Raw genomic sequence first — 25,104 nt, forward strand, 5'->3', positions numbered from 1 at the left:
GATGCCCCCGATGTTGCGTGCGGCCTGGCGCAAGTTCGCCAAGCATCGTGTTACGCTATGTTTTCTTTTTGCGCTACACTACCTGCTCGTGAATTTCAAGATAAAATCTAGACTTTTTTCCAGAAACATTGTCCGGGCTTACCGCAGATCAGGATGCGGGCATGGCAAATATGCCACATGCATGCCCCCTTGCCTAGCCCTGCTTGCCGCGCGCTGCCCTTGAATGTATCCATAGCGCAAGACAGAATAAAGGAGCTTGCATGCAGAATGCCAGACAGGCTGCGCCCCCACAATTACAATCTACCACAGCACCCAACAAGGACGCAATGCAGCAAAGCGCCGTGCGCGCAGCCCTGATCCGCATGCACGCAGCCACGGTTCTGTTTGGTATCTCTGGCATTTTTGGCAAATTGTGCCAGTGCTCCGCCGTTGATCTTGTCTGGGGCAGGGCCGTGGTTGCAGTGGCCGCTCTTGGCTGCATCTGCCTTGTCCGGCGTGATCCGCCCTGGCATGGAATTGCGGCACGCGACCTGACAGGCCTTGCCGTAAGCGGCATTCTGCTGACCCTCCATTTTGTTACTTTTTTTATGGGCATAAAACTGGGCGGTATTGCGGTGGGTACGCTCGGCTTTGCGTGTTTTCCCGCCTTTACGGCCCTGTTTGAAGCCATAGCCTACCGCGAGCGCCCAAGCGCCCGGGAATTGCAGTGCATTGGCATGGTAAGCATTGGGCTTGTGTGCCTGACGCCCTCGTTTTCGCTGGCTGATACTGCAACCCACGGCCTGCTTTGGGGCATTGTTTCCGCTGCGGTCTACGGACTGGTGGCCATAGCAAACCGGCACTTTGCCGGGGGCATGTCTGGCATGCAGACCTGCTGGTGGCAAAATACAGTAATAATCATCTGCCTTCTGCCCTTTGCTGCAGCGGATGTGCCGGGCATCGCCGCTCTGGACTGGCTGTGGATAATCTGCCTGGGCCTTTTATGCACCGCCCTCGCCTACAGCCTTTACGTAAGCAGCCTCACAGCCCTCAAGGCCCGACAGGCAGCGGTTATCATCACGCTTGAACCTGTTTACGCCATAATTGCTGCGTGGCTGCTCTTTAACGATGCTCCCGGTCTGGGCATTTTTGCAGGCGGCGCACTCATACTTGGCGCTGTGTTCAGACTCAGCAGGCGATGATATAAGCGGCTTTTGGGCTGCAATTAATTTTTTTTAATTCGATAATCACATAAACGCTTACTACACAACTGCCATTTCCACAAAATATTATTACAAATGATATAAAGTTTATATTGGATTTGACGATTTTTTTGACTATTAATAATAAAAAAAATTTAGTCAGATGTGCTGCGTTAACGGAATGCTATTTTTTTTAACATACGTTATCATCACATCATAATCACCCTTGCATCACGAGCTCACTGGAGGATACCATGCCACGCCTGTCATTCAAGAGCGTAAATACTGTTATAGCCGCACTGATAAGCGTCATTCTGCTTATCGGCGTTTCCATTTTTGTTGTTTACGTTGGCAAATCTTCATACCACATTGTCAACAATACATCTGTTGGCGGCATGAAGATCATAAACAACGGCCTCATTGCCAACGTCAATGACATGATTGACGCCAACATGAGCATGATCAAGGTTCCGGCGCAGAGCGGTCAGGCGAAAAAAGCCATCGAAGGTAACAGCGCCGAAATGGACACCCTTATCAAAGCCCTTATCAAAGAATACAAGGGAATCAATTCCATCTTTGTTCTAAATTCGCAGGGCGTTGCTGTTTCCGGCGCATCCTCCAATGGAGAAAATTTTATTGGCAATAACTACAGTGAAAGAGGCTATTTCAAAACTGCCATGCAGGGCAAGGATGCCATTGACCCCAACATCGTTATTGCAAAAACCACAAAAAAAGAAATATTTGCCATCGCTACTCCAGTTTTTGGCGACACAGGCAAGCCCATTGGCGCAGTATGCGTGACCATGAACTGGCTTGAATATATTAAAAGCCATGTTTTTAACATAACAGTTGCAGACCATGGTTATGCATTTATTATTGATGCCAATGGTCGCGTTATTGCCCACCCCAAGGCTGAGACTCACATGAGCGATGTCAGCAAGCTGGAATTTGTAGTCAAGGCGCTTAAAATCAAGAACGGCTCTTTTGATTACGGATTTCAGGGTAAGGACAAGGTAATTGTTTTTCAAACCATTGAAAGAACAGGCTGGCTTGTCTGCACCTCCGCATTTACAGACGATCTTGCAAAAGACGCCGTTGAGCAACGCAACATTCTTATTCTCGTTGCTATCGGCATTTTTGTTGTATTGCTGGGCAGCATCATATTTATGGTTCGCCGGATCATTACCGCCCCGCTGAAGAACATCATGGACTACAGCGCGCAGATTGCGCACGGCGATTTCAAGGCCACGCTCGCGGGCAATTATAGTTTTGAACTGGCTGAACTTGCAGGTAATTTTAAAGAAACAACCGCTGTGCTCAAAAACCGCCTGGGTTTTGCTGACGGCGTATTGCAGGGCATCACCTTCCCCACCCTGGTTGCAGATACAGATGTGCGCATCACCTATGTGAATGATGCCATGGTCAAGCTTGTGGGCAAAAGCGGCAAGCCCGACGACTATAAGGGCATGGGAGCGGCTGAATTTTTCTACGGGGATGCCAACAAGCGTACCATCTGCCATAAATGTCTGAGCGAGGGAGTGAACGCACATGGCATTGAAGCAGCAATGACCTTTGCAGACGGCCAGCACAAAAATCTGCGCATTGATGCCTCGCTGATCCGCGATCTGGACGGCAACATTGTTGGTGCAGTAACACTTGTGTTCGACCTGACGGAAATCAAAAAGCAGCAGGCCACCATCGAGCAGCAGCGTGATGCCGTTGCCCAGGTGGCGCAGAACGCCAATGCCATTGCCGACAGGCTTTCCACCGCGACCGAGGAGCTTTCCACCCAGGTGGAACAGGCCAGCCGTGGCGCGGATCAGCAAACACAGCGTGTTTCTGAAACCGCCACCGCAATGGAGCAGATGAATGCCTCGGTGCTTGAGGTGGCGCGCAATGCGGGCGGCGCCTCAGACACTACCATCAATGCCAAACGCAAGGCGGAACATGGCGCAGAAGTGGTCAACAAGGTAGTGCAGGGCATCAACCAGTTGCACACGCAGGCTTTGGGCCTCAAGACCGGAATGGCCTCGTTGGGCGATCAGGCCCAGAGTATCGGCCAGATCATGACCGTGATTTCAGACATTGCAGACCAGACCAACCTGCTGGCCCTCAACGCCGCCATCGAAGCGGCGCGCGCGGGCGAAGCCGGACGCGGATTTGCCGTTGTGGCCGACGAGGTGCGCAAACTGGCGGAAAAGACCATGCAGGCAACCCGCGAGGTTGGTTCCGCCATTCAGGGCATACAGAGCGGCACCACGCAGAACATTGATCAGGTCAACCAGACTGTAGACACCATTGAGCAGACCACCGAGCTTGCCGGAACCTCCGGCGAGGCGCTCTCAGAAATTGTGGTGCTGGTGGATCAGGCTGCGGATCAGGCGCATTCCATTGCCGCCGCCGCAGAAGAACAGTCGGCCACCAGCGACGAGATCAACCGCGCTGTGGAACAGATCAACACCATCAGCGTAGAGACGTCCTCCGCCATGTCGCAATCTGCCAACGCAGTGACGGAACTGGCAAAGCAGGCGCAGGAACTCAAAAAGCTCATTGCGCAGATGGTTTCATAGCTGACGCGGGCACAGGAGCAGGAGTAAGCGCCTACCCTGCCCCGCAACAAACTCAAAGCCCCTGAACGGCAAACCGTTCAGGGGCTTTTTCACACCCTGCCCCATCTACGCAAGCGCGGCAACAATAAAACAGATCAGACCCGCCTTCGTTCAATACAGCACCTAATGTGTTGTCACTGAACGAAAACGGGCCTGCTTTAAAACACCTTGCTTTGGTCTGTACAAAAGATATTCAAACCTGAAATCTCATCCAGACAAAACAGCCTGCAAAACAATACTAAATATCCTTGATCACGTCCTGCATGCTATAAAGCTTGCCGGGCTTCTGCCCTGCCATCCAGCCAGCGGCGCGGATAGCGCCGCGTGCAAAATTCTCGCGAGAGTGGGCCTGATGGGTCACTTCAATACGCTCACCGGGGCCCATGAAATACACGGTATGCACGCCCACCACATCGCCGCCACGTATGGCCTGAATGCCGATCTGCTCCTTGGGGCGGGCGCCGATGATGCCGTCACGGCTGGAGCAGCGCACATCGTTGAGCTTCCAGTCGCGGGCCTCGGCAAGGCATTCGCCAAGGGTCAGGGCCGTGCCGCTGGGGCTGTCCTTTTTGCGGTTGTGGTGCAGTTCCACCATTTCAATATCATAATCCTCGCCCAGGGCCTTGGTGAGCTGGGGCAGGATGTTGAGCAGCACATTCACGCCGATGCTCATGTTCGAGGCCCAGAAAATCGGGGCCTTGGCAGCAAGGGCGCGCAGTTCGTCTTTTTGCTCATCGGTAAAGCCCGTGGTGCCGATTACAAGGGCATTGCCGGTCTGCGCAACGGCCTTGGCCGATTGCAGACTCACCGCAGGAGCGGTGAAGTCAATGACCACAGCCCCCGGAAGTTTGGGCAACAGGGCTGCCAGACTGTCGGAAACAGGGCAGGCAGCACCCGTAAGAGCGGCTATGCGCTCCGGGCTGTCCACCAGCCCTGCAAGGGTGAACTGCGGGTCGGCTTCCACAAGCCCGCTGATGGTTTTGCCCATACGCCCGCTGGCCCCGACCACAATAATAGAAGTGCTCATAGCTTCTCCGTTTCCGTTATTCCGGCTCAATGCCGGATTCACGCAACAGGTTTCTGAATTCCGTTTCATCCAGCACGGTTACGCCAAGGGAGCGCGCCTTGTCCAGCTTGCTGCCCGCCTTTTCGCCCGCCACCAGATAATCCAGCTTCTTGCTGACAGCACCAAGGGGAACAGCCCCGGCGGCCTCGGCCCACTTTTGCGCCGTGCCGCGCGGCACGCTGATGGTGCCCGTAAAAAGAATGGTTTTGCCAGCCAGGGGCCCTTCGGCAAGGGTTTGCGCACCCTGAGCCGAATCCGCGCCCTTGGGCCACGGGCCGTTCTCCTTGAGCCGCGCAAGCTGCTCGCGGTTGGCAGGGCTGTCAAAGAAGTTGCGTATGGACGAAGCCACTTCCGGCCCCACATCGGGCAGGGCCAGCAGGCTATCCACTGTGGCGTTTTCCAGTTCATCCAGATCGGCAAAGCGCGCCGCAAGGGTACGGGCCGTCTGCTCGCCCACGTGGCGGATACCAAGGGCGCTGATAAGCCTTTGCAGGGTCGCGGTGTGGCGGGCGTTTTCCAGCGAATCCACAAACTTTTGCGCCAGCACCTCGCCCATGCGTTCAAAGCCCAGCAGCTCCTGCACGGTGAGGCTGAACAGATCGGCTGGCGACTGTACGCGCCCGCTGGTCACAAGCTGCTCGATCCACTTTTGCCCCACGCCCTGAATATCAAGCCCGGCCTTGGAAACAAAGTGGGTTATGGAGCGCAGCCGGATGGCGGGGCAAGCCAGATTCTCGCACCGCCAGGCAGCCTCGCCTTCTTCGCGGTACACGGGCTGCCCACAGGCCGGGCACGTGTGGGGGAACTCGTAGGGTTCAGCGCCCGCGGGCCTTTTATCCAGCACCGGGCCGACCACTTCGGGGATAACATCGCCCGCGCGTTGCACAATAACGGTATCGCCCACGCGCACGTCGCGCGCGCGGATTTCATCCTCATTATGCAGGGTTGCGCGCGAAACCATGACCCCGCCCACAGCCACCGGCGCAAGCATGGCCACTGGCGTAAGCGCCCCTGTGCGCCCCACCTGAATTTCTATGCCCTCAAGCTGGGTTTGCGCCTGCATGGCCGGGAACTTGAAGGCCACGGCAAAACGCGGCGCGCGCGCCGTAAAACCAAGTGCCTCCTGGGCTTCAAGGTCGTTCTGTTTTGCCACGGCGCCGTCAATTTCCATGGCAAATTCCGGCCTGTTTTCGCGCACCCAGTTCACATAGTTTTCTACATCCTGAGGGCTCGCGCAGAGCTTGCCGTTTGGCGGCGTAAGAAAACCGTATTCCTTCAGCCGGGCCATCAGCTCCGAATGCAGGCGGCACGGCTGCGCCGGAGCCCACTGCGCATCACCCAGACTATAAGCCAGAAAGCGCAGGGGGCGCGATTCCGTAACCGAAATATCATGCTGGCGCAGGGTTCCTGCTGCCGCATTGCGCGGATTGGCAAAGGTCTTTTGCCCCAGGGATTCCTGCCGCTCGTTGAGGGCGTCAAAATCCTTTTTATACATCACCACTTCGCCGCGCACTTCAAGCCGCGCGGGAAACGGCCCATCGCCCCTGAGGCGCAAGGGCACGGTGCGGATGGTGCGCACGGCCTCTGTAACGACTTCGCCCACCTCGCCATCGCCGCGCGTCAGGGCCTCCTGCAACACGCCGTTTGCATAGATGATTTCCAGCGCAAGGCCGTCCAGTTTGGGATCACACCAGAAGGCCTGCGGCAGAGGGCCGTTGAGTTCCGTATCCCATGCGCGGCGCATGCGCTCCACAAAATCGCGCCATTCTTCGACAGAAAAGACGTTGTCCAGACCGTACATCTGGCGGCTGTGGGCTTTTTTGGCAAGGCCGTCCAGCAGCTTGCCGCCCACGCGCAGGGTGGGCGAATGGGCAGAGCGCAGCTCGGGCCAGCGGTCTTCCAGCGCGGCCAGCTCATGAAACAGCGCGTCAAACTGGTCGTCCGAAATTTCCGGCGCATCCTGAGTGTGATACAGATAATTGTGGCGCTCCAGCTCTGCGGCCAGCCAGCGGGCGCGGTTGCGCTCCTCGCTGCTGGGACCGCCAGCGGGGCCAGTGGTAAAGAGGCTGTTCTGCTCCTGCCTGCCATTGCGTGAATTCTGCGACATGAAAAAACCTTTCTGATGGTCAGCCGCCGTGCCCTTGTTTGGCTTACGGGCTTTGCGGCGGCACTGCTCACAGGGGCAAGCGCCCCCGTCTATTCGGGCATGGCGATAAGCCTGGCCCGCAAAATGCGGATGCGGTCACGCAGCTCTGCGGCCTGTTCAAATTCCAGATCACGAGCCGCCTGACGCATCTCCTTTTCAAGCTTGGCAACAAGAATGGCAACATCCTCGGCAGTCAGCGGCACTGCGTCTGGCTCGCGCTGTTTACCCTTGCCCTTGCCGCGCCCGCGTCCGCCGCCATCTTCCACATACAGGCTATCAAGTGGCGATTCAAGCGATTTGCGGGTGCTGGTGGGCGTGATGCCATGCTCTTCATTGTAGGCCGCCTGCTTGGCGCGGCGGCGCTCGGTTTCGCCCATGGCGGCGCGCATGGAATCGGTGATCTTGTCCGCGTACAGAATGACCTTGCCCTGCGCGTTGCGCGCGGCGCGGCCAAATGTCTGGATAAGCGAACCCGTGGAGCGCAAAAAGCCCTCCTTGTCCGCATCCAGAATGCACACAAGCGACACTTCGGGGATGTCCAGCCCCTCGCGCAGCAGGTTGATGCCCACCAGCACGTCAAATTCCCCAAGCCGCAGCGCGCGGATGATCTGCATGCGCTCAAGCGTATCAATGTCCGAATGCAGGTAACGCGCCCGCACGCCCATGTTGCAGCAGTATTCGGTGAGGTCTTCCGCCATGCGCTTGGTAAGTGTGGTGACAAGCACCCTCTCGCCCAGCGTCACCTTGCCCCGGCATTCGCCCAGCAGGTTTTCCATCTGGCCCTTGGTGGGGCGCACCTCCACCACCGGATCCACAAGGCCCGTGGGACGGATGATCTGCTCCGCCACAATGCCCTGCGCCTGATCCAGCTCGTACTTGCCGGGCGTGGCCGACACGTACACCACCTGATTGAGCAGGTTGGTGAACTCGTTGAACTGGAGGGGGCGGTTATCCAGAGCCGAGGGCAGGCGGAAACCGTAGTCCACAAGGGTCTGCTTGCGCGAGCGGTCGCCCTTGTACATGCCGCCCACCTGCGGAATGGTGATGTGCGATTCGTCCACAAAAAGCAGAAAATCTTCGGGAAAATAGTTGAGCAGACAGGACGGCGGCTCGCCCGGCTTGCGGCCGTCGAGGTGGCGGGTGTAGTTTTCAATGCCGTTGCAGTAGCCGAGCTCTTCAATCATTTCGAGGTCAAGCTGGGTGCGCTGCTCAATGCGCTGGGCCTCCACAAGCTGCCCGTGCTCCTTGAAATAGGTGAGCCGCACCGCCAGTTCATCGCGTATGTCGCTGGCAGCCCGCTTGAGGTTGTCCTGCGCGGAAACAAAGTGGCTGGCAGGGTACAGCACGGTTTTGCTTACCTCGGCCAGCACCTCGCCCGTGAGGGGGTCAATCTCGCGCATGAGGTCGATGTCGTCGCCAAAAAATTCCAGCCGCAGCGCCCGCTCGTGATGGTAGGCGGGAATGATTTCAAGGGCATCGCCGCGCACGCGGAAGGTGCCGCGGTGGAAGTCATAATCGTTGCGCTCGTAGTGCACTTCCACCAGCCGGGTGATGAGCTTGTCCATGGGGAAGTGCTGGCCCACCTCAACGGGAATGACCATCTTGGCGTAATATTCCGGCGAGCCAAGGCCGTAGATGCACGAAACCGAAGCCACAATGACCACATCGCGCCGGGTCAGCAGGGCGTGGGTGGCGGCGTGGCGCAGCTTGTCTATGTTGTCGTTGATGGACGAATCTTTTTCAATATAGGTGTCCGAGGCCGGAACATAGGCCTCCGGCTGGTAGTAGTCGTAATAGCTGACAAAATATTCCACGGCATTGCGCGGAAACAGCCCCCGGAACTCGCCGTAAAGCTGGGCTGCCAGCGTTTTGTTGGGGGCCAGAACCAGCGTCGGGCGGTTGCAGCGGGCAATGACGTTGGCCATGGTAAAGGTTTTGCCGGAGCCGGTAACGCCCAGCAAAACCTGGGAGGGAACCCCGGCCTGAAGATTGTCCACCAGGGCGTCAATGGCCGTGGGCTGGTCGCCCGTGGGGGTGTATGCCGTTTCAAGGCTGAATGGGATGACCGGATTATCTTCCATAATATTATGTTTTGGAGTAAGAGGACAGGATTACATCAATAACGAACGGGAATTGCCATGGAAAAAATCTTCGTACCTTCTCAGATAGATCTGCCCATCGACCGGGTTTTCATTGTGGCCGCAACCCTCAGCACCTTCAAGGGCTGCCGCCATCTGGACGTGCAGATTTTCCGCCCCGGCGCTACTGATGCCGAAGTGGAAGCCATCAAGGGTCTTGGCCTTGTGGCCCCGGCTGACCCTTCCGTTCCGGCAGAAGTGCTGCAAGGCGCTACGGAAGAAGCCGCCCTGCGCTGCGTGCTTGAATCCTTCACTGCAGAAGAAAGCCACGCGCTGGTGGAATACCTTGAAAAGCGCTATGCCGACCAGATTGAAAAAATCACGGTCTGTCCGCTTGATCTGCCCGTGCCCATGGGCGTTGCGCCGCTGGCAGGCATTGGCGAAGGCAAGACCACGGGCTTCATCCGCTTTGACGCGGTGCGCGACTATCCGCTGCCCTTCCCGGCCTATGGTTTTTACGATCTGGCCGCCCAAAAGCCGTCCGGGGAATAACTGTACACAACTCCCCAGGGCAGCCACGGAAACGGCAGACCGCTTCCAGCCATTTCAGGCGTTGCGCAACTTTGCGCAGCGCCTGTTTGCGTTTGTGAGGCAAGGGCGCGCTCAAGTTCGGCCTGAAAAACCGCGCGCGGCAGCATCACGCCGCCCATGCGCATGATGTGCGGCGTTTCCTGCTGGCAGTCAAGCAGGGTTGCTCCGCGCTGGCGCAGCAGGGCCACAAGCCCTGCCAGTGCGGCGCGCGAGGCTTCGGGCTGGGTGTGAAACATGGATTCGCCAAAAAAGGCCCGCCCAAGCGCCACGCCGTACAGACCGCCCACCAGTTCGCCATCGCGCCAGGCCTCAATGGAATGGGCATAGCCAAGGGCGTGCAGGTCTTCGTAGGCGCGCATCATGTCGTCAATAATCCAGGTGCCGCCCTCCTTGTCCCTTGGTGCAGCGCAGGCGCGGATAACCCGCCCGAAAGCGGCGTTGTGAGTCAGCTCAAAAGGATGCAGGCGCAGCTTGCGGGCGCTGCGCGCAGGCAGACGAAAGCCCTCAAGGGGCATGACGCAACGGGGATCCGGCGACCACCAGAGAATGGGCATTCCTTTGGAATACCAGGGAAAAATCCCACGGCTGTAGGCAGCAACCAGACGTTCTGGACGCAGATCGCCGCCCAGACACAGCAAGCCGTCTTCACGGGCTGATTCCGGCGGCGGAAATTGAGAGGCCAGTGCTGTAAATGCCCCGATCATAGCGTCCTTTGCCGACAGAGTACCATTTGAATATTTGGGGGATGGGGCGGATGCCCTTGAAAACAGCGTCAACGCAAACGGGCCGGGACTGCCGCATTCGGCAACAGCCCCGGCCCGCCTTTGTGCATATAATCAGGCGTCTACAGGCACCGGCTTACGGCTTTTTGCCGCGCTGCCCTCATGTTCAAGGGCCAGTTCTTCGCCCTTGACTGTCAGCTTTGCGCTGCCGCCCTTTTTGAGCGAACCAAAGAGCAGTTCGTGCGCCAGACGGTCTTCCAGCTCCGTGCGCAGCAGACGGCGCAGAGGCCGCGCCCCCATGGAGGGATCAAAGCCCTTGCGGGCCAGCCACTTGCGGGCGGTCTCCGTGAGTGTAAGCGTTACACCGCGCTGCTCAAGGCTGGTGCGGATTTCGCCCACAAACTTGTCCACAATGCGCAACATCATGGGTTCTGTGAGGCTGCCAAAGGGAACAAGCGCGTCCAGCCGGTTGCGGAATTCAGGGCTGAAGGTGTTTTCCACAGCCTTGAGGCCCTTGTGCGCCGCATCCTGCGGGGCCGTGCCGCCAAAGCCCATGGCGGGCCGCGACATTTCAAAGGCCCCGGCATTGGAGGTCATGATAAGGATAACGTGCGAAAAGTCCGTCTTGCGCCCGGTGTTGTCCGTCAGCGTGGCGTAATCCATCACCTGGAGCAGCACGTTGAAGATATCCGGGTGGGCCTTTTCCACTTCGTCCAGCAGCACCACGGAATACGGGGCCTTGCGCACGGCCTCGGTCATGAGCCCGCCCTGATCAAAGCCCACGTAGCCTGGAGGCGCGCCGATGAGCCGCGAAACAGAGTGCTTTTCCATGTATTCGCTCATGTCGTAGCGCAGAAATTCCACGCCCATGAGCTTGGCAAGACTGCGGGCCACTTCCGTTTTGCCCACGCCCGTTGGCCCGTAGAACAGGAAGGCGCCTGCGGGGCGCTGCTCCTGCCCAAGCCCGGCGCGGGCGCGCAAGATGGCGCGCACGGTCAGCTCAATGGCTTTTTCCTGCCCGAACACAAGACTCTTGAGGTCTTTTTCAAGCGTTGCCAGCTTGTTGCGTTCCTTGCCGGAGACAGTGCGCACGGGTATGCCCGCCATGCGGGCCACAATGCGCTCCACATCGGCCACACTGACCAGCGGGGCATCCTTGCCGCTCTTTTGGGCAGGCTTTCCGGCAGGCGTTACGCCACGGCCCAGGCGCACGGCTGCGCCAGTTTCGTCCAGCACGTCAATGGCCTTGTCGGGCAGCAGGCGGTCGCGCACATGGCGCGCGGTAAGATCCACCATGGCCTTGAGGGCCGCAGGGCTGTAGCGCACGTGGTGGTACTGCGCATAGCGCGGCTCAAGCCCTTCAAGAATGCCAAGGCATTCTTCCGTGGTCGGCTCGGTAAGGTCAATGCGCTGAAACCGGCGGGCCAGCGCGCGGTCTTTTTCAAAATGGTTGCGGTATTCCTCGTAGGTGGTGGAACCAATGCAGCGGATTTCGCCATTGGCGAGCACGGGCTTGAGCAGGTTGGACGCATCAAGCGAGCCGCCAGAGGTGGAACCAGCCCCCACGATGGTGTGGATCTCGTCAATAAACAGGATGCAGTCGGGCTGCTCCTTTAGCTTTTGCACCACGGCCTTGAGGCGGCCTTCAAAGTCGCCCCGGTAGCGGGTGCCCGCGAGCAGAAGGCCCATATCAAGGGCATAGAGCTTTGTTTTGGCAAACATTTCAGGCACGTTGCCTTCCACAATGCGCAGGGCAAGGCCCTCGGCCAGGGCTGTTTTGCCAACGCCGGGGTCGCCCACAAAGAGGGGGTTGTTCTTGCGGCGGCGGCACAGAACCTCAACCGCGCGGTCAAGTTCCGCTGTGCGGCCCACGAGGGGGTCAATCTTGCCTTCCTTGGCACGGGCCGTAAGTTCGACGGTATACTGGGCCAGCGGATCGGCCTTGGCTTCGCCGTCCCCGGCTTCGGCCCCGGCTTCCACGCCGCGCGAGCCGGAACCTTCATCAAGCCCGTGCGAAATAAAGGTCAGCACGTCCAGCCGTTCAACGCCCTGTTTGCGCAGATAGAAGTGGGCGTAGCTTTCTTCCTCATCCATGATGGAAATGAGCAGGTCGCCAAGCTCCACAGCGTCGCGCCCGGAGGAGCGGATATGCTCCAGCGCGCGTTCAAGCACGCGCTGCACGCTGTCCGTCTGCGAGACTTCGTGCTTTTCCGCCAGGGAAACGGGTTCCAGTTCCTTGTTGAAAAATTCCTCAAGCTGCTCGCGCAGCACGGGCACGCTTGCCCCGCTGCCCTCAAGAATGATGCGCCCCTTCATGCTGTTCGTCAGCGCAAAGAGCACATGCTCCACAGTCAACAGATCATGCCGTCGCCGGTGGGCTCCCATGAGGGCGTCCCGAATGACCAACTGAACATTTTTACTCAACATAGGCTTATCTCAATGGATTTTTTCCATGGTGCATTTAAGGGGATACCCTGCCGCCCGCGCCGTGTTGTGCACACGCCGAACCTTGGCCTCGGCTATTTCAAGGGTGTATATGCCGCACTGGCCTACCCCGCGCTGGTGTACCGCCAGCATGATAGCCGTGGCTTCTTCGGCGGTTTTGTGGAAAATGCCGCACAGTACCGACACCACAAACTCCATGCTTGTATAGTCGTCATTGTGCAGGAGTACCCGGTAGCGATCCGGTTCCTTGAGTTTTTTTTCCACGATTACGCGGCTGTCGCCGCTGGTTTGATTGTCGGGGATAAAAGACATGCATGGCTCCCAAGACGTTTCAGCTCTGCCGCGAAGAATCCGTGTTGACATCGGCCTTGTCGGTCAGGCCCAGCACTGTGCGCCAGTGCGCCCTCTGCGCTTCGTCAAACACAAAGGAAAGCTGTTTCGGCTTGTTGTTTTGCCGCAACCATTCCTGATGCAGCTCATGATAACTTTTGATGCTTATTTCGGCATTGTCAAGGTTCAGACGCTTCTCGACCCTTGCAATATCCTGCGCCCGGCCTTCCAGTTCAACCACCTGGGCAAAGGGCAGCGCGTCCAGCTCCACTTCCACGGTGTCCATGCGCCATGGCTCGCGAACTTTTTCGTACCGGGCCGCCACCGTATAGCCCAGCCCTTCCAGAATACCACGCAAGGCAGCGCCATCGGCAACTTCCGTTTCGCGCTCCTCGCGCACCTTGAAGCCGCCGTCTTCTGTGGCGGGCAGCTTGAGCGTGATCAGGTGGCGCGTTTTGTCCTGCCATTCCTGACTGCGCAAACGCAGCAGCTTGCCGCCAGTGACCAGCGTTCCCTGGGCAGTGTCAAACACCCAGTTGCACTCAAAATGCGCGCCAAGGCAGTGCGCCCCGCTGTCCACAAGCGCCTGCCGCAGGCTTTGCAGATTCACATGCAGATATTTGCGTTCAATCTCAAGGCCCATAACCGCCGCCTTTACTTGCGATGAAACAGTTTTTGCTGCAAGGCGGCTATGGTGCTAATGCCGCCTTGCTCCACAGCCGGGTGGACAATGGGATCAAAGCCCAGCCGCCGCGCCTGCGTGAGGCGCAAATCCTGCGCGGATACGGGCCGCACCTGCCCGTTGAGATCAACCTCGCCCCACAGCACGCTCTTTTCCGGCAGCGGAACATCATAATACGACGAAAGCACCGCAGCCACCAGCGCCAGATCAAGCCCCGGCTCGCTCAGCTTCATGCCGCCGCCCACCTTGGCGTAAATATCCACCTGACCAAAGTTGAGCTTGAGCCTTTTTTCCAGCACAGCCAGCAGCAAATGCAGGCGGGCCACGTCAAAACCAAGGGCGGCGCGGCGCGGGATACTCAAAAATGTGCGGGAAACAAGGGCCTGCACCTCCACTGCCAGCGGGCGCTGCCCGTCTACGGCCATGACCACGGCAGTGCCGGATAGCGAAGGATCGCGCTGACCTAGAAAAAACGTGGAAGGATCGTCCACAATCTGCATGCCCGAGGCTTCCATGCGAAAAACCAACAGTTCCTCATTGGGGCCAAAGCGGTTTTTGAACACGCGCAACAGACGGAACATCTGGCGGCGGTCGCCCTCAAGCGAAATAACGGTGTCCACCATGTGTTCCAGCAGGCGGGGGCCAGCCAGCACACCGTCCTTGGTCACGTGCCCCACCAGAACCAGGGTGCAAGACAGGCGGCGGCAAGCCTCGAGCAATGTTGTTGCCACGGCCCGCACCTGGCTGACGTTGCCCGGCAGGCCATCGGCCTCTAGGCTTGTGAGGGTCTGCACCGAATCCACAACCAGCAGGGCTGGCGGCGCGGTATTGGCAGCTTCGAGCACGTCCTCCACGCGGGAGGTGGCAATGGCCATGAGGTTATGATCCAGCATGCCGAGGCGCTCGGCCCGGCCCTTGATCTGCGGCAGGGATTCCTCCCCGCTGGCATAGAGCACGCGCCTGCCCTGCGCTGCCACTAGCCCCGCCACCTGGAGCAGCAGGGTTGATTTGCCGATGCCCGGCTCGCCGCCCACCAGTATTGCCGCACCGGGCACAAGGCCCTTGCCCAGAACGCGGTCAAGGGCTTTCAGGCCGCTGCCGTAGGGCGCGTGTCCGGCATCTTCCACATCCCGCAAGGCAATGGGGCGGCTGGAGGAATCCGTAGCAGCGCGGGGTCTGTTGCCGCCGGGGGCGGATTTGGGCTGCACAGCCGCCTGAAGCGTATTCCACTCATGGCAGTTGGGGCATTGCCCACGCCACTGCATGGTTTGTGAGCCACAAGAAGAGCATATATAAATTTCACGTGTTTTCGACATGAATAAAGCCTACGGAAAAAGTACACAGGGCGCAAGGCGTGGGCGCTTGGGCCATGCCGCCTCCCCTCTGCCGATCCGCCCTGCAACGCTTGCGCGATGAAGGAAACTCAGGCGGGATTGAAACAGCAGCGCCCGCTGTTGAACGGATCCCGGTACGGGCAGCCGTGTCAACAACGGGCGATGGTATACAGCCGTAAAATCGCGGCCTGTGGCGTCAACCGGAGCAGGTGGGTATTTTCAGCCACATCCAGCTCTGGAGTAAGGATAGTTGCAAACTTGGCAGTTGCTCCAGGTTAGCCCTTGGAACCACGCTTGGAAGCCTTGAGGGGGTTGACCTTCTTGGCGGAGACGGTCTCCACCTGAATGCGGTGCTGGTTTGCGGCCATCAGGGCATCCACATCCAGCCCCAGTGCGGCAAGCCTTTGAGGCACATCCTTGCGCACGCCGCTATAGCGGTTGCGGTCGGCAATGGGGCGTCCCACAAACTGGGCGGTGGTCAGATACAGGCCCCTGCTGTCGATGGCGAGCACAGCCTCCGTTCCATTTTCCTGAACGGTCTGGATCATCATTTCCTGCGTTGTTCCAAAACGGTTATACATGTTACCTGTTCTCCTGTGTGCCTTTGCGGCGGTAAACAGTGCGGCCCTATTGAGGGCAACAGGCTCCATTATATGAAATAGAAATTCAAAGTCAATGCAAAAAGAAGAATATTGCCGCGTTGCGGGCCGCATGATCGCAACTGCATGGATTACCAGCGCAAAGCTGGAAATTTGAGCACGAAAAACTGCGTAATGGAGAGCGCATTAATGCGCTGTGTCAGGAATGAGGACGTATCAAACAGTCCGTATTCTCTTCTTCGCTGCAACTGTCTGCCAATATGCTGCGGTTGCGCCCCTGAGCCTTTGCGCTGTACAACGCTTCGTCAGCTCTTCTGAAAGCTTCATCAAACGACATATTGCAACAGTCGTGCACCAGTAAACCGCCCAAAGAGATGGTTACAACCTTGTCTGCCCCATCTGGATGCTGGAGGCGCATATCCTCCACAGTCTTTCGGATCTTTTCCATAAGGGAAACGATCTGCCGCTCCTCTGACGCACTGGCCAGCACGGCAAATTCCTCCCCTCCGATGCGAAAAACCCTGTCGCCCCGGCGGGACAGGCGGATACTCACATATCTGGCGATTTCGCGCAGAACATGGTCGCCGGCCTGATGCCCAAAGGCATCATTCAGTCGCTTGAAATGGTCGATGTCAAACAGCACCAGCGAAAAAGGCACGCCAAGCCGCAATGTCTGGGCAAACCACGCCTCGGCCATTTCATCAAACATTCTGCGGTTGAGCAGCCCGGTCAGGGAATCATGCTGCGCCTGAACCCGCAAGGTATCATTAAGTTTTTGCAAGGTTTTGCGCAGATACCTGTCGCGCAGCAGGTTCACTGTGGTACCGATTATGACAGCAAAGCCAAGCACAAAAAAATAAACGTGGTAGCAAGGTGCATGCGGAAGCTTTCCGCAAGGTCGGCCAGCAGAGGGCCAAGGCCCTCAAAGCCGTATACACTGAGGCCCTCCTTACTTATGCGGACAGTCTTGCACAAGTAGGGGGGGCCACCGGGGCTGAGCTCCCATGCATCGTAGCCGTCCACATCCACTTTGCGCAGATACATGGGTTCAAGACTTTCGCGCTGATAGCGGAGCAGACTCTTGGCCGGGGCAAGCAAGGCGGCACTCTCGCCAGGCACGACGCGCAGCATGTTCCCCGGCGAATCGGAGAGCACCACCACGCCCGCCTTGTCCGTAACAAAACCCGTGGGCAGGTAAAGCTGCTGCGCAAGCGTGTCCGTATCAACCTTGAGCACAGCCACGCCAAGGTAGCCATCAGGCCCGCTGACAGGCGCAGAAAAATGAAAACCGGGAATTGTTGAAACCCGTCCTACAACAAATTGCACGGAACTTTCGCCAGCCATGGCGCGGATAAAATAATCACGGTCGGCAAGATTAACGCCAAGGAGATTTTTGGGCATTCCCGCATCGTTGGAAGCAACGCACACACCATTTTTATCAAGCAAAAACGCACGGTGCAGCCGGAGCGTGTCCCCCACACTCTGCAGGTAGCGGGTGCATTCCGCAAAATCCCCTTCTCCCTTCAGAGCGGCAATAATGCGTGAGTCTGTAGCCAGAAGTACGGTAAGTTTTCTTATTGTATCAAATTTAAGGTCTGCCATTTCCGCAACGCGTTGAACACGTTGCGACAAAGAATATTCTGCTTCATCAATTGCAACTGTCAAACTTTCTGAACGCCAGTGCAACGCTACAAGCAGTGAAAATAATGCAGCAACAGGAAGCGATAAAGACCAAAGCAAAAATATTGCTCGAGTTGGACGTTCTTCAATTTGCGTTCTGAGCAGTCCGAACATTGATTTCATATACAAAAAACCATATCCACAAGCCATATTCCCTTGTGTTTGTCGTAAAAAAATTACCTCCAGCACCTTCATCAATTTATGCGCGTTTGGCAACCCCAAAATGCAACCATTGCACATAAAATTTTTATAACCTCAGTAAAACAATTACATTTACTGTGTACGGTTTTACGTAACATTCTAAAATACTGCAACTGACATACCAATACAACCTGCACCATCAGTTTTCAGTAACGGATTAAAATTTGTAATCAACGAAATATTGCTGACTGCTGTCGGCAAATATCAGTGCAAAGCACGTGAAATTTTTGGTCATATCCCACGCTTTGCATTGCAATCACCGCAGCAGCCAGCAGTAAAAGAAAAGGCAGCTATTCTTCCGTCATATTCTCGGCAAAGTGCTGCTCTGCCCACTGCGCCACACGCCGCTGCATGTCGCCCAGTTGCGCATCGTCAAGTTCAAGACCGGCGGCAGCGGCATAGTTGACCACATAGGCATAAGGATCAGCCTCAAACCGGTATTGATCCTTGTTATTCCGGATATTGTCAGCCATGGCCTTTTCGAGCCAGTCCATCATTTCCTGGGCCGAGGCGAACACATGCCCTCCGGCCAGATCGTTGGTTTGCTGGTACATACATCCTCCGGGGTAACTGGTTGGAGCGGGCATCCGCGCAGGAGACTGCTTTTTGCCATTTAACGGCAGTATGGCCTTTTTATCAATGCAGTTGAGCGCATGCCCGATGGCAGAAACATGACGCTGGACTTTCGCGCACTTGCACTGCATCATAACCAAATATGGTCAGCTTGCAGGGCATGCAGCCGCTGCAAATATCTTTAAGCACTTTTTCCCGACACTATACATGCTCAGTTCTACAAGTACCACTACCAACGGTTCCTCAACCGATGGGCGCGAACACGCGCACCGGAAGTTTTCTTCATTGCTGTTTGACAGGCAGGACCACAAGCTCATCCAGATGGTGAACGCCTTTGTGGACGCCCGCGCCCAGGATCACGCCCTGCGCCAGCCCGAACCGGGCCTGCACCCCCACGGCATCATTGAAATGACATCTTCGCACGCCCTGCGCCTTGCCAGCGCTGTTATCGTGCTGCTGGAAAGCCTGGAGGCTGGCGGCCCCAGCGAAAGATTGCAGGCTCTGCGCCGCTTGCACGACGAGGTTCTGTACTCCACGCATTCTTCGCTGCAAAACAATACAGCGCGCGTGCTGGTGCAGATCATGAAAGACCTCGTGCGTTCGCACAACGACGCCAGCCGCCAGTTGCCCCTCGCGCACGAATTTCATCAGGCAGTGCGCGGTACGCCGCGCATTGTGCGGGCATTGCTGCGCAAATACCACCTGCTTGAAATGCCGGAGGAATGGAACCAGCACGCCTTTGACCACCATGTGCACGACGCCAACACCAAGGGCCGCAAAAACCCCACGCATCTGGTCATGGATGCGTGGATCAAGGGCATCCGCTTTTTGACGGTAATCTACTACAATACCGTTGACCCGGAGGCGGCTCAGGAACTGCTGCGCGCTGCGCGCATCATGGACATTACGGTGCGCATAGGTATTGAGTTCAAGGCCACGTTCCGCGACAAACTGGTGGAATTTACCTGGTCGCCGCTCAATACCGAAACATCCAGGGCTTTTGACAACCTGCTGCACCGCAAGGACATCACAGACGCGCTACGCAAGTACGCGCCCGTCAACGACTGGATGCGCGCCTACGTGCTCAAGCTCCTGCGGGCCTGGAACGAAAGGCACGCAGCCTCGCTGGCTGCCCGCTGGGATATGCCCGCGCCGGAGCCTATCAAGGAAGAGGCTTTTCTTGCCTATGTGGGTCAAAAGCAGCCGTCCTCGCTACATCTTGCCGAATTTATTTACCATCATCTGGAACCCATGCGGCAGTTGCGCGGCGAACGCCTGCGCCAAGCCCTGGCTGAAGAAACCAATTCCACCCGTGCCGCCAAGCTGCGCGAAAGCCTGACGGAACTGACAGACATGGTGCCCGACATGCTGCGCGATGACTGGCTCGGCCCGGAGGCCAACCCGGAAATCGTGTTCCCCTACAAGCCGCACAAGGATTTGCCCGCTATTTTGCAGCAGTCGCCGGAATTTCTGCTGGAAAACATCTATCCGCTGCATCCCTGTCAGATTGTGCTCAATCTTGCAGGGCTGACGGAACAGGACGTGCTGGAACTGCTGTGGCTGGGCCGTGGGCGCATTACCCACCTCGAGCTTTTTAACCTGCGCGAATGGACAGCCGGTCAGCTTGCCCATGTGGAAGAAATCAACACACTGCAAAGGGCCGTCAACGAGGGCAGCACCCCGCGCCTCAAGCAGGTCATCCGCAGCATTATCAGCAAGGAACCCAAGGATTCTGCGCGCATTCCCCTGTTTCAGGAGATATTGGGGCATATACCGCAGTTGCAGGAATTTTATGCGCTTTCGCCGCTGGGTTCGCGCATCGGCACAGATTCCACCAGTCGCTCGCACCACACGCACGGCATGGGGCTTGTGTTTGTGGAAACGCTGCCTCCCAAGGCCCGTGCCGCCCTGCGCAGCGAAGATAACTCCCTGCGGCTCACCCTGCCCGTACATACGGATATTTACCGATTCACGCACTACCATGAGCCAGCACAGCCGCAACCATGGTGGCAGCGACTGCTCAGGCGCATTCCCGGCCTTGGGAATCTGGGCTGCCACCGGGTGCGCGGCTGGGGCCTTGAAAAAAATACCACCAGCGTGGGGCATGATGGCAACCTTGTGACCCTGGGCGGCGTTGACGCCAAGGGCGTGAACCGCGAAATGCAGCAGACGCCCGGCCCGGAAAAAGGGGAAATCCCCTTCTGGTCGCCAGAATACATGAACAGCGACATTGTCAATGTTCTCAAAATTCTGGCTGGTTTTTTGCCCGCGCAGTGGGCCTTCAGCTACGTGGACGGCTGGTGGGTGCTCACGTGGTTTGGCGCGCTCATATGGTTTGCCATTACCGCGGTGCGCAACGTGGGACAGGCGGTTGTGGGCGGCGGGGCCTTTACCCGTTCTGTGCTTGTGCCGTGGAAACGCTATGTGAGCTGGAGCCGCATGGCCGATTCGCTGTTCTACACGGGCATATCCGTTCCGCTGCTTGAGGTTGTGGTGCGCCTGTGGCTCTTGCAGGACTTCATGGGTCTGACAGTGCAGGACAACGCGCTTGCAGTCTATACAGTCATAGCCATGATCAACAGCGCCTATATTTCAGGGCACAACATTTACCGGGGCCTGCCAAAGGAAGCCATAGTCGGCAATCTTTTTCGCAGCGCGCTTTCCATTCCGCTGTCCATGCTCATGGGGCAAGGTTTGCTGCTCTGCTTTACCGCAATGCACCTGCCTGATCCCATAAACCTGATGCAGAACTGCGCGGCCATTGTTTCCAAGTGCTCGTCCGACATGGTGGCATCTATTATCGAAGGTTTTGCCGATCGCAACATGTATCTGCGCATGCGGCAATGCGATTACGACAGCAAGTTTACGCAGATATACAAAAGCCTGACGCGACAGGAACTGCTGTTCCCCAGCAAAGACCTTGAGACAATGCTGCAAGACCCTGCGGAATACTGGCGCATGCTGTACGGCAAAGACCGGGCAGCAGCCCGGCAAATAGTAACGCATCTTCTGGACATGATGTACATGTGGTATTATCAGCCCCGCGCCCGTGAGGTATTCTGGCGCAAGATGTGCGCCCTGCCGCAGGAGGAACGGCGCATTGTCATTGGCATGCACGCCCTGCTCTCGCTTGAACGGGAAATCAGCACCCTCATTCTTGAGGGCCTGCTGAAAAAAGATTTTGCCCGCGCACTGGCTTTTTATCTGCAAAACAACAGGACCTATGTGAAGGAACTCCGCCGCGAGGCGCGGTCAAAACTTGGAACATCCCCCTGCCTGTGCTGACCCGGCATGGGCCAAAACCCAAAAAGGAACCGGCATCCGGGCAAGTCGAGCTTGACTGCGCGCCCTGCCTCCGGTAGTGCTCCTTGCCCAAAGTATTGAGCGCGGTTACGCCGCAGAGAAAAAGGCATCCGGAGCGGGGCTAAGTTCAACATGCTGGATTTGTTTGATTTTTTATTTTTTTGCAAAAAAAAGTAAAAAAATCAGTCCAAACCCCTTTTCAAGCTCCGAGCGCGTCTTATTTCTATGCCGGTGCGGAACTGAAGCGAAGTGAAACTGGCTTCGGTTCATAACGCGCAATATTTCCAGCGCGGCCACAGCGATGCGGCCGCTGCTGCGTCCTAGATGGACAATAATAATATCATTTCCGGGAGGATTTGACGTCATGAAGCTGAAGCCCCTTAACGACCGTGTGCTGGTCAAACGCCTTGAATCCGAAGAAAAGACCGCCGGTGGCCTGTTTATCCCTGATACGGCCAAGGAAAAGCCTTCCAAGGGTCAGGTTGTTGCTGCCGGTCCCGGCAAGGCTGGGGAAAATGGCGAACGCGTCGCTCTGGCTGTGAAAGCGGGCGACATGGTGCTGTTCAACAAGTATGCTGGCACCGAAGTCAAGCTGGACGGCGTTGATCACCTTGTGATGCGCGAAGAAGACATTCTCGCCATTATTGACTAGCTCCCACTGCTGCCGAATTATATTTCAGGAGGAAAATTTCCAATGTCCGCTAAAGAAATTCTTTTTGACGTTAAAGCCCGTGAAAAACTTGCCCGTGGCGTCGACAAGCTCGCCAATGCCGTTAAAGTGACCCTCGGCCCCAAGGGCCGCAATGTCGCCATTGAAAAGTCCTTTGGCGCTCCCGTCATCACCAAGGACGGCGTGACCGTGGCCAAGGAAATCGAACTGACCGACAAGTTCGAAAACATGGGCGCCCAGCTCGTCAAGGAAGTGGCCTCCAAGACCTCTGACGCCGCTGGCGACGGTACCACCACCGCCACCATTCTGGCCCAGGCCATCTACCGCGAAGGCACCAAGCTTGTGGCCGCCGGCCGCAACCCCATGGCCATCAAGCGCGGCGTGGACAAGGCTGTTGAAGCCCTGATCGCCGAGCTGTCCAACCTGGCCAAGCCCACCCGCGACCAGAAGGAAATTGCCCAGATCGGCACCATTTCCGCCAACTCTGATGCCACCATCGGCAACATCATCGCCGAAGCCATGTCCAAAGTGGGCAAGGAAGGCGTGATCACCGTTGAGGAAGCCAAGGGTCTGGAAACCACCATGGACGTGGTGGAAGGCATGCGCTTTGACCGTGGCTACCTCTCCCCCTATTTCGTGACCAACACCGAAAAGATGGTCTGCGAAATGGACAATCCTTACATCCTCTGCACCGAGAAGAAAATCTCCAGCATGAAAGACATGCTGCCCGTGCTTGAACAGGTTGCCAAGGTGAACCGTCCGCTCATGATCATCGCTGAAGACGTGGAAGGCGAAGCCCTTGCCACCCTGGTGGTCAACAAGCTGCGCGGCGCCCTGCAGGTTGTGGCCGTGAAGGCCCCCGGCTTCGGCGACCGCCGCAAGGCCATGCTTCAGGATATCGCCGTGCTGACCGGCGGCCAGGTGGCTTCTGACGACACCGGCTCCAAGCTTGAAAACATGACCCTTGCCGAACTTGGCACCGCCAAGCGCATCGTCATCGACAAAGAAAACACCACCATCGTTGACGGCGCCGGCAAGGGCGACGACATCAAGGCCCGCGTGAAGCAGATTCGCGCCCAGATCGAAGACAGCACCTCCGACTACGACCGCGAAAAGCTCCAGGAACGTCTGGCCAAGCTCGTGGGCGGCGTGGCCGTTGTGCATGTGGGCGCGGCCACCGAAGTGGAAATGAAGGAAAAGAAAGACCGCGTTGAAGACGCCCTGAACGCCACCCGCGCTGCCGTTGAAGAAGGCATCGTGCCTGGCGGCGGCACTGCGCTGATCCGCGTTTCCAAGGTGCTGAACGACATCAAGCCCGCCGACGACGACGAACTTGCTGGCGTGAACATCATCCGCCGTTCCATTGAAGAACCCCTGCGCCAGATCGCCCACAATGCCGGCTTTGAAGGCTCCATCGTGGTCGAAAAGGTTCGCCAGGGCAAGGACGGCTTCGGCTTCAACGCCGCCACCGGCGAATACGAAGACCTCATCAAGGCTGGCGTTATCGACCCCAAAAAGGTTACCCGCACGGCCCTGCAAAACGCCGCTTCCGTGGCCTCCCTGCTGCTGACCACCGAATGCGCCATTGCTGAAAAGCCCGAACCCAAGAGCGCTGCTCCTGCCATGCCCGACATGGGCGGCATGGGTGGTATGGGTGGCATGGGCGGCATGTACTAAGCCAGCCCTACGGCTCATACGTTTAGATGAAAAAGGCTCCCGCAAAAGCGGGAGCCTTTTTGTTGCGCTGACAAAGTCGGCGCAACCAGAAAACAGGAGCAGGCTGCGGCTTGCCCGCGCCGATAATCCCGAGGTTTTAGCCGCCCTCCCTCAACAAATTTCAAAATAAATCAGTTTGATACTTGCCGTGCTTCGGGGTTGAGGCAGTTGGCGGGCAACTTGCCGTCCAGGGCTGCAAAAATCTTTTCCGCACTGCTGCGCCCCATGTTTCTGAATCCGTCCATGGTCGCCGCCCCCTTGTGCGGCGTCATCAGCACGTTGGGCAGATCGCAGAGAGCAGGAAGCACCAGCGGTTCGTTTTCAAACACGTCCAGCCCGGCCCCGGCTATCACGCCGTTTTTCAGGGCGCTGGCAAGAGCGGCCTCGTCCACAACCTTGCCACGCGCTGTATTGATAAGAATGGCATGGGGCTGCATGAGTTCAAGCTCCCTGCTGCCGATATATTTTTCCGTTTCCGGCGTCAGCGGCATGTGCAGGCTGACAAAGTCGGACAGCCGCAGCAGATCATCCTTGCTGACGTAGCGCGCGCCCGTACTGGCCTCAAAATTCTCGTTACGGTGACGCGCGGTGTAGAGCAGCGACATGCCAAAGCCTGCAGCCCGGGCTGCCACGGCTTGCGCAATACGCCCGCTGCCCACGAGGCCCAGTGTTTTGCCAGAAACGCGTAAGCCCAGGTTGACCGTCATGGGCCAGGGCCTTTCTCCGCTACGCACAAAGGTGTCGCAAGCGCGCAGTTTACGCGCCACGCCGAGCATGAGCGCAAAGGCCATATCAGCTGTGTCATCGGTGACAAAGCCGGGATTGTGCGTCACCCATATGCCGTTGCGGGTGGCAGCGGCAATATCCACATGATCAAAGCCGACGCCAAAGCAGGAAATGATCTTGCAGGTCGGGGCCATGGCATCAATGACATCCGAGGGCAAGGCCACCACCGGCGAAAGAACGCCGTCGCAGCCGCGTACCGCTTCAACCAGTTTTTCGTGCGACAAACCGCCGCCGGGGCCCATCTCCACATCACAGCGGGTTTGCAGTAATTCAAGCGCCTCCGGCACCACCGTGCGCGGAACAAAAATTCTTGGTCTGATCATGAACTCTACTCCAGAATACGAAAAACTTAGGACAAACAGAGGCGCAACCCGCCGGATAGTCCAGCGCAG

Annotated in this window: 19 protein-coding genes; 6 read left to right on the forward strand and 13 right to left on the reverse strand. The window is 57.5% G+C overall.

All coding sequences use genetic code 11. The features are described from left to right. The first annotated feature begins 260 nt into the window (after positions 1 to 260). Positions 261 to 1,181: a DMT family transporter gene (locus NE637_RS02515; protein WP_227117958.1), complete on the forward strand. Its 921-nt coding sequence runs from the start codon at positions 261 to 263 to the stop codon at positions 1,179 to 1,181. A gap of 254 nt (positions 1,182 to 1,435) precedes the next feature. Further along, positions 1,436 to 3,751: a methyl-accepting chemotaxis protein gene (locus NE637_RS02520; RefSeq protein ID WP_215648864.1), complete on the forward strand. Its 2,316-nt coding sequence runs from the start codon at positions 1,436 to 1,438 to the stop codon at positions 3,749 to 3,751. Positions 3,752 to 4,028: 277 nt separating this feature from the next. Here the strand turns inward: NE637_RS02520 and dapB are convergent, their stop codons facing one another. The 3 genes from dapB to uvrB all read right to left on the reverse strand — a co-directional run bounded on the left by dapB (position 4,029) and on the right by uvrB (position 9,083). Then, positions 4,029 to 4,817 (reverse strand): 4-hydroxy-tetrahydrodipicolinate reductase, encoded by a 789-nt coding sequence (gene dapB, locus NE637_RS02525; RefSeq protein ID WP_227117959.1) that lies wholly within the window; start codon positions 4,815 to 4,817, stop codon positions 4,029 to 4,031. Positions 4,818 to 4,833: 16 nt separating this feature from the next. Continuing rightward, on the reverse strand, positions 4,834 to 6,963 hold the full coding sequence (gene ligA, locus NE637_RS02530; RefSeq protein WP_227117960.1) for an NAD-dependent DNA ligase LigA: 2,130 nt from the start codon (positions 6,961 to 6,963) through the stop codon (positions 4,834 to 4,836). Positions 6,964 to 7,052: 89 nt separating this feature from the next. Further along, positions 7,053 to 9,083: an excinuclease ABC subunit UvrB gene (gene uvrB / locus NE637_RS02535; RefSeq protein WP_227117961.1), complete on the reverse strand. Its 2,031-nt coding sequence runs from the start codon at positions 9,081 to 9,083 to the stop codon at positions 7,053 to 7,055. Between the two features lie 57 nt (positions 9,084 to 9,140). Between uvrB and NE637_RS02540 the strand changes: the two genes are divergently transcribed. Beyond that, positions 9,141 to 9,632: a hypothetical protein gene (locus NE637_RS02540; protein WP_022659238.1), complete on the forward strand. Its 492-nt coding sequence runs from the start codon at positions 9,141 to 9,143 to the stop codon at positions 9,630 to 9,632. Here the strand turns inward: NE637_RS02540 and aat are convergent. The 9 genes from aat to NE637_RS02585 all read right to left on the reverse strand — a co-directional run bounded on the left by aat (position 9,596) and on the right by NE637_RS02585 (position 18,218). Further along, positions 9,596 to 10,375, reverse strand: coding sequence for a leucyl/phenylalanyl-tRNA--protein transferase (gene aat, locus NE637_RS02545; protein ID WP_192112009.1), 780 nt, complete (start codon positions 10,373 to 10,375; stop codon positions 9,596 to 9,598). The two genes, NE637_RS02540 and aat, sit on opposite strands and share 37 nt — an antisense overlap. A 132-nt stretch (positions 10,376 to 10,507) precedes the next feature. Continuing rightward, positions 10,508 to 12,820 (reverse strand): ATP-dependent Clp protease ATP-binding subunit ClpA, encoded by a 2,313-nt coding sequence (gene clpA, locus NE637_RS02550; RefSeq protein ID WP_256267567.1) that lies wholly within the window; start codon positions 12,818 to 12,820, stop codon positions 10,508 to 10,510. Positions 12,821 to 12,829: 9 nt separating this feature from the next. Next, positions 12,830 to 13,150, reverse strand: a complete 321-nt coding sequence (gene clpS, locus NE637_RS02555) for an ATP-dependent Clp protease adapter ClpS (protein WP_022659235.1) — start codon at positions 13,148 to 13,150, stop codon at positions 12,830 to 12,832. A gap of 19 nt (positions 13,151 to 13,169) precedes the next feature. Next, positions 13,170 to 13,811 carry a class IV adenylate cyclase gene (locus NE637_RS02560; RefSeq protein WP_192112011.1) on the reverse strand — a complete coding sequence of 214 codons (642 nt, stop codon included), beginning with the start codon at positions 13,809 to 13,811 and terminating at the stop codon, positions 13,170 to 13,172. Between the two features lie 11 nt (positions 13,812 to 13,822). Continuing rightward, a complete protein-coding gene (radA, locus tag NE637_RS02565) occupies positions 13,823 to 15,166 on the reverse strand; it encodes a DNA repair protein RadA (RefSeq protein ID WP_227117963.1) in 1,344 nt (447 codons plus the stop codon). Positions 15,167 to 15,459: 293 nt separating this feature from the next. After that, a complete protein-coding gene (locus tag NE637_RS02570) occupies positions 15,460 to 15,765 on the reverse strand; it encodes a hypothetical protein (RefSeq protein WP_227117964.1) in 306 nt (101 codons plus the stop codon). Between the two features lie 217 nt (positions 15,766 to 15,982). Further along, entirely contained in the window at positions 15,983 to 16,600 is a 618-nt protein-coding gene (locus NE637_RS02575) for a GGDEF domain-containing protein (protein WP_227123226.1), read from the reverse strand. 11 nt (positions 16,601 to 16,611) lie between these two features. Beyond that, complete coding sequence (locus NE637_RS02580; protein ID WP_256267568.1) at positions 16,612 to 17,184, reverse strand: PDC sensor domain-containing protein; 573 nt, start codon at positions 17,182 to 17,184, stop codon at positions 16,612 to 16,614. A 770-nt stretch (positions 17,185 to 17,954) separates the two neighbouring features. After that, positions 17,955 to 18,218, reverse strand: coding sequence for a hypothetical protein (locus tag NE637_RS02585; protein ID WP_215648881.1), 264 nt, complete (start codon positions 18,216 to 18,218; stop codon positions 17,955 to 17,957). 226 nt (positions 18,219 to 18,444) lie between these two features. Between NE637_RS02585 and NE637_RS02590 the strand changes: the two genes are divergently transcribed. The 3 genes from NE637_RS02590 to groL all read left to right on the forward strand — a co-directional run bounded on the left by NE637_RS02590 (position 18,445) and on the right by groL (position 23,887). Beyond that, positions 18,445 to 21,522, forward strand: coding sequence for a hypothetical protein (locus tag NE637_RS02590; protein ID WP_215648883.1), 3,078 nt, complete (start codon positions 18,445 to 18,447; stop codon positions 21,520 to 21,522). 382 nt (positions 21,523 to 21,904) lie between these two features. Continuing rightward, positions 21,905 to 22,192: a co-chaperone GroES gene (gene groES, locus NE637_RS02595; protein ID WP_022659228.1), complete on the forward strand. Its 288-nt coding sequence runs from the start codon at positions 21,905 to 21,907 to the stop codon at positions 22,190 to 22,192. A 42-nt stretch (positions 22,193 to 22,234) separates the two neighbouring features. Further along, positions 22,235 to 23,887 carry a chaperonin GroEL gene (gene groL, locus NE637_RS02600; protein ID WP_192112017.1) on the forward strand — a complete coding sequence of 551 codons (1,653 nt, stop codon included), beginning with the start codon at positions 22,235 to 22,237 and terminating at the stop codon, positions 23,885 to 23,887. Between the two features lie 170 nt (positions 23,888 to 24,057). Here the strand turns inward: groL and NE637_RS02605 are convergent, their stop codons facing one another. Continuing rightward, the gene (locus NE637_RS02605) at positions 24,058 to 25,035 is read right to left on the reverse strand and encodes a 2-hydroxyacid dehydrogenase (protein ID WP_215648885.1); all 978 of its coding nucleotides are present in this window, start codon (positions 25,033 to 25,035) and stop codon (positions 24,058 to 24,060) included. Positions 25,036 to 25,104: the final 69 nt, after the last annotated feature.

This window comes from Desulfovibrio desulfuricans (genome assembly GCF_024460775.1).
GTDB classification, from domain to species: Bacteria; Desulfobacterota; Desulfovibrionia; order Desulfovibrionales; family Desulfovibrionaceae; genus Desulfovibrio; species Desulfovibrio desulfuricans_E.

Bases quoted from the DNA above. Each gene is read 5' to 3' on its own strand.
- NE637_RS02515 (WP_227117958.1), top strand. From the start codon at position 261: ATGCAGAATGCCAGACAGGCTGCGCCCCCACAATTACAATCTACCACA.
- NE637_RS02520 (WP_215648864.1), top strand. From the start codon at position 1,436: ATGCCACGCCTGTCATTCAAGAGCGTAAATACTGTTATAGCCGCACTG.
- dapB (WP_227117959.1), bottom strand. From the start codon at position 4,817: ATGAGCACTTCTATTATTGTGGTCGGGGCCAGCGGGCGTATGGGCAAA.
- ligA (WP_227117960.1), bottom strand. From the start codon at position 6,963: ATGTCGCAGAATTCACGCAATGGCAGGCAGGAGCAGAACAGCCTCTTT.
- uvrB (WP_227117961.1), bottom strand. From the start codon at position 9,083: ATGGAAGATAATCCGGTCATCCCATTCAGCCTTGAAACGGCATACACC.
- NE637_RS02540 (WP_022659238.1), top strand. From the start codon at position 9,141: ATGGAAAAAATCTTCGTACCTTCTCAGATAGATCTGCCCATCGACCGG.
- aat (WP_192112009.1), bottom strand. From the start codon at position 10,375: ATGATCGGGGCATTTACAGCACTGGCCTCTCAATTTCCGCCGCCGGAA.
- clpA (WP_256267567.1), bottom strand. From the start codon at position 12,820: ATGTTGAGTAAAAATGTTCAGTTGGTCATTCGGGACGCCCTCATGGGA.
- clpS (WP_022659235.1), bottom strand. From the start codon at position 13,150: ATGTCTTTTATCCCCGACAATCAAACCAGCGGCGACAGCCGCGTAATC.
- NE637_RS02560 (WP_192112011.1), bottom strand. From the start codon at position 13,811: ATGGGCCTTGAGATTGAACGCAAATATCTGCATGTGAATCTGCAAAGC.
- radA (WP_227117963.1), bottom strand. From the start codon at position 15,166: ATGTCGAAAACACGTGAAATTTATATATGCTCTTCTTGTGGCTCACAA.
- NE637_RS02570 (WP_227117964.1), bottom strand. From the start codon at position 15,765: ATGTATAACCGTTTTGGAACAACGCAGGAAATGATGATCCAGACCGTT.
- NE637_RS02580 (WP_256267568.1), bottom strand. From the start codon at position 17,184: ATGCCCAAAAATCTCCTTGGCGTTAATCTTGCCGACCGTGATTATTTT.
- NE637_RS02585 (WP_215648881.1), bottom strand. From the start codon at position 18,218: ATGTACCAGCAAACCAACGATCTGGCCGGAGGGCATGTGTTCGCCTCG.
- NE637_RS02590 (WP_215648883.1), top strand. From the start codon at position 18,445: ATGCTCAGTTCTACAAGTACCACTACCAACGGTTCCTCAACCGATGGG.
- groES (WP_022659228.1), top strand. From the start codon at position 21,905: ATGAAGCTGAAGCCCCTTAACGACCGTGTGCTGGTCAAACGCCTTGAA.
- groL (WP_192112017.1), top strand. From the start codon at position 22,235: ATGTCCGCTAAAGAAATTCTTTTTGACGTTAAAGCCCGTGAAAAACTT.
- NE637_RS02605 (WP_215648885.1), bottom strand. From the start codon at position 25,035: ATGATCAGACCAAGAATTTTTGTTCCGCGCACGGTGGTGCCGGAGGCG.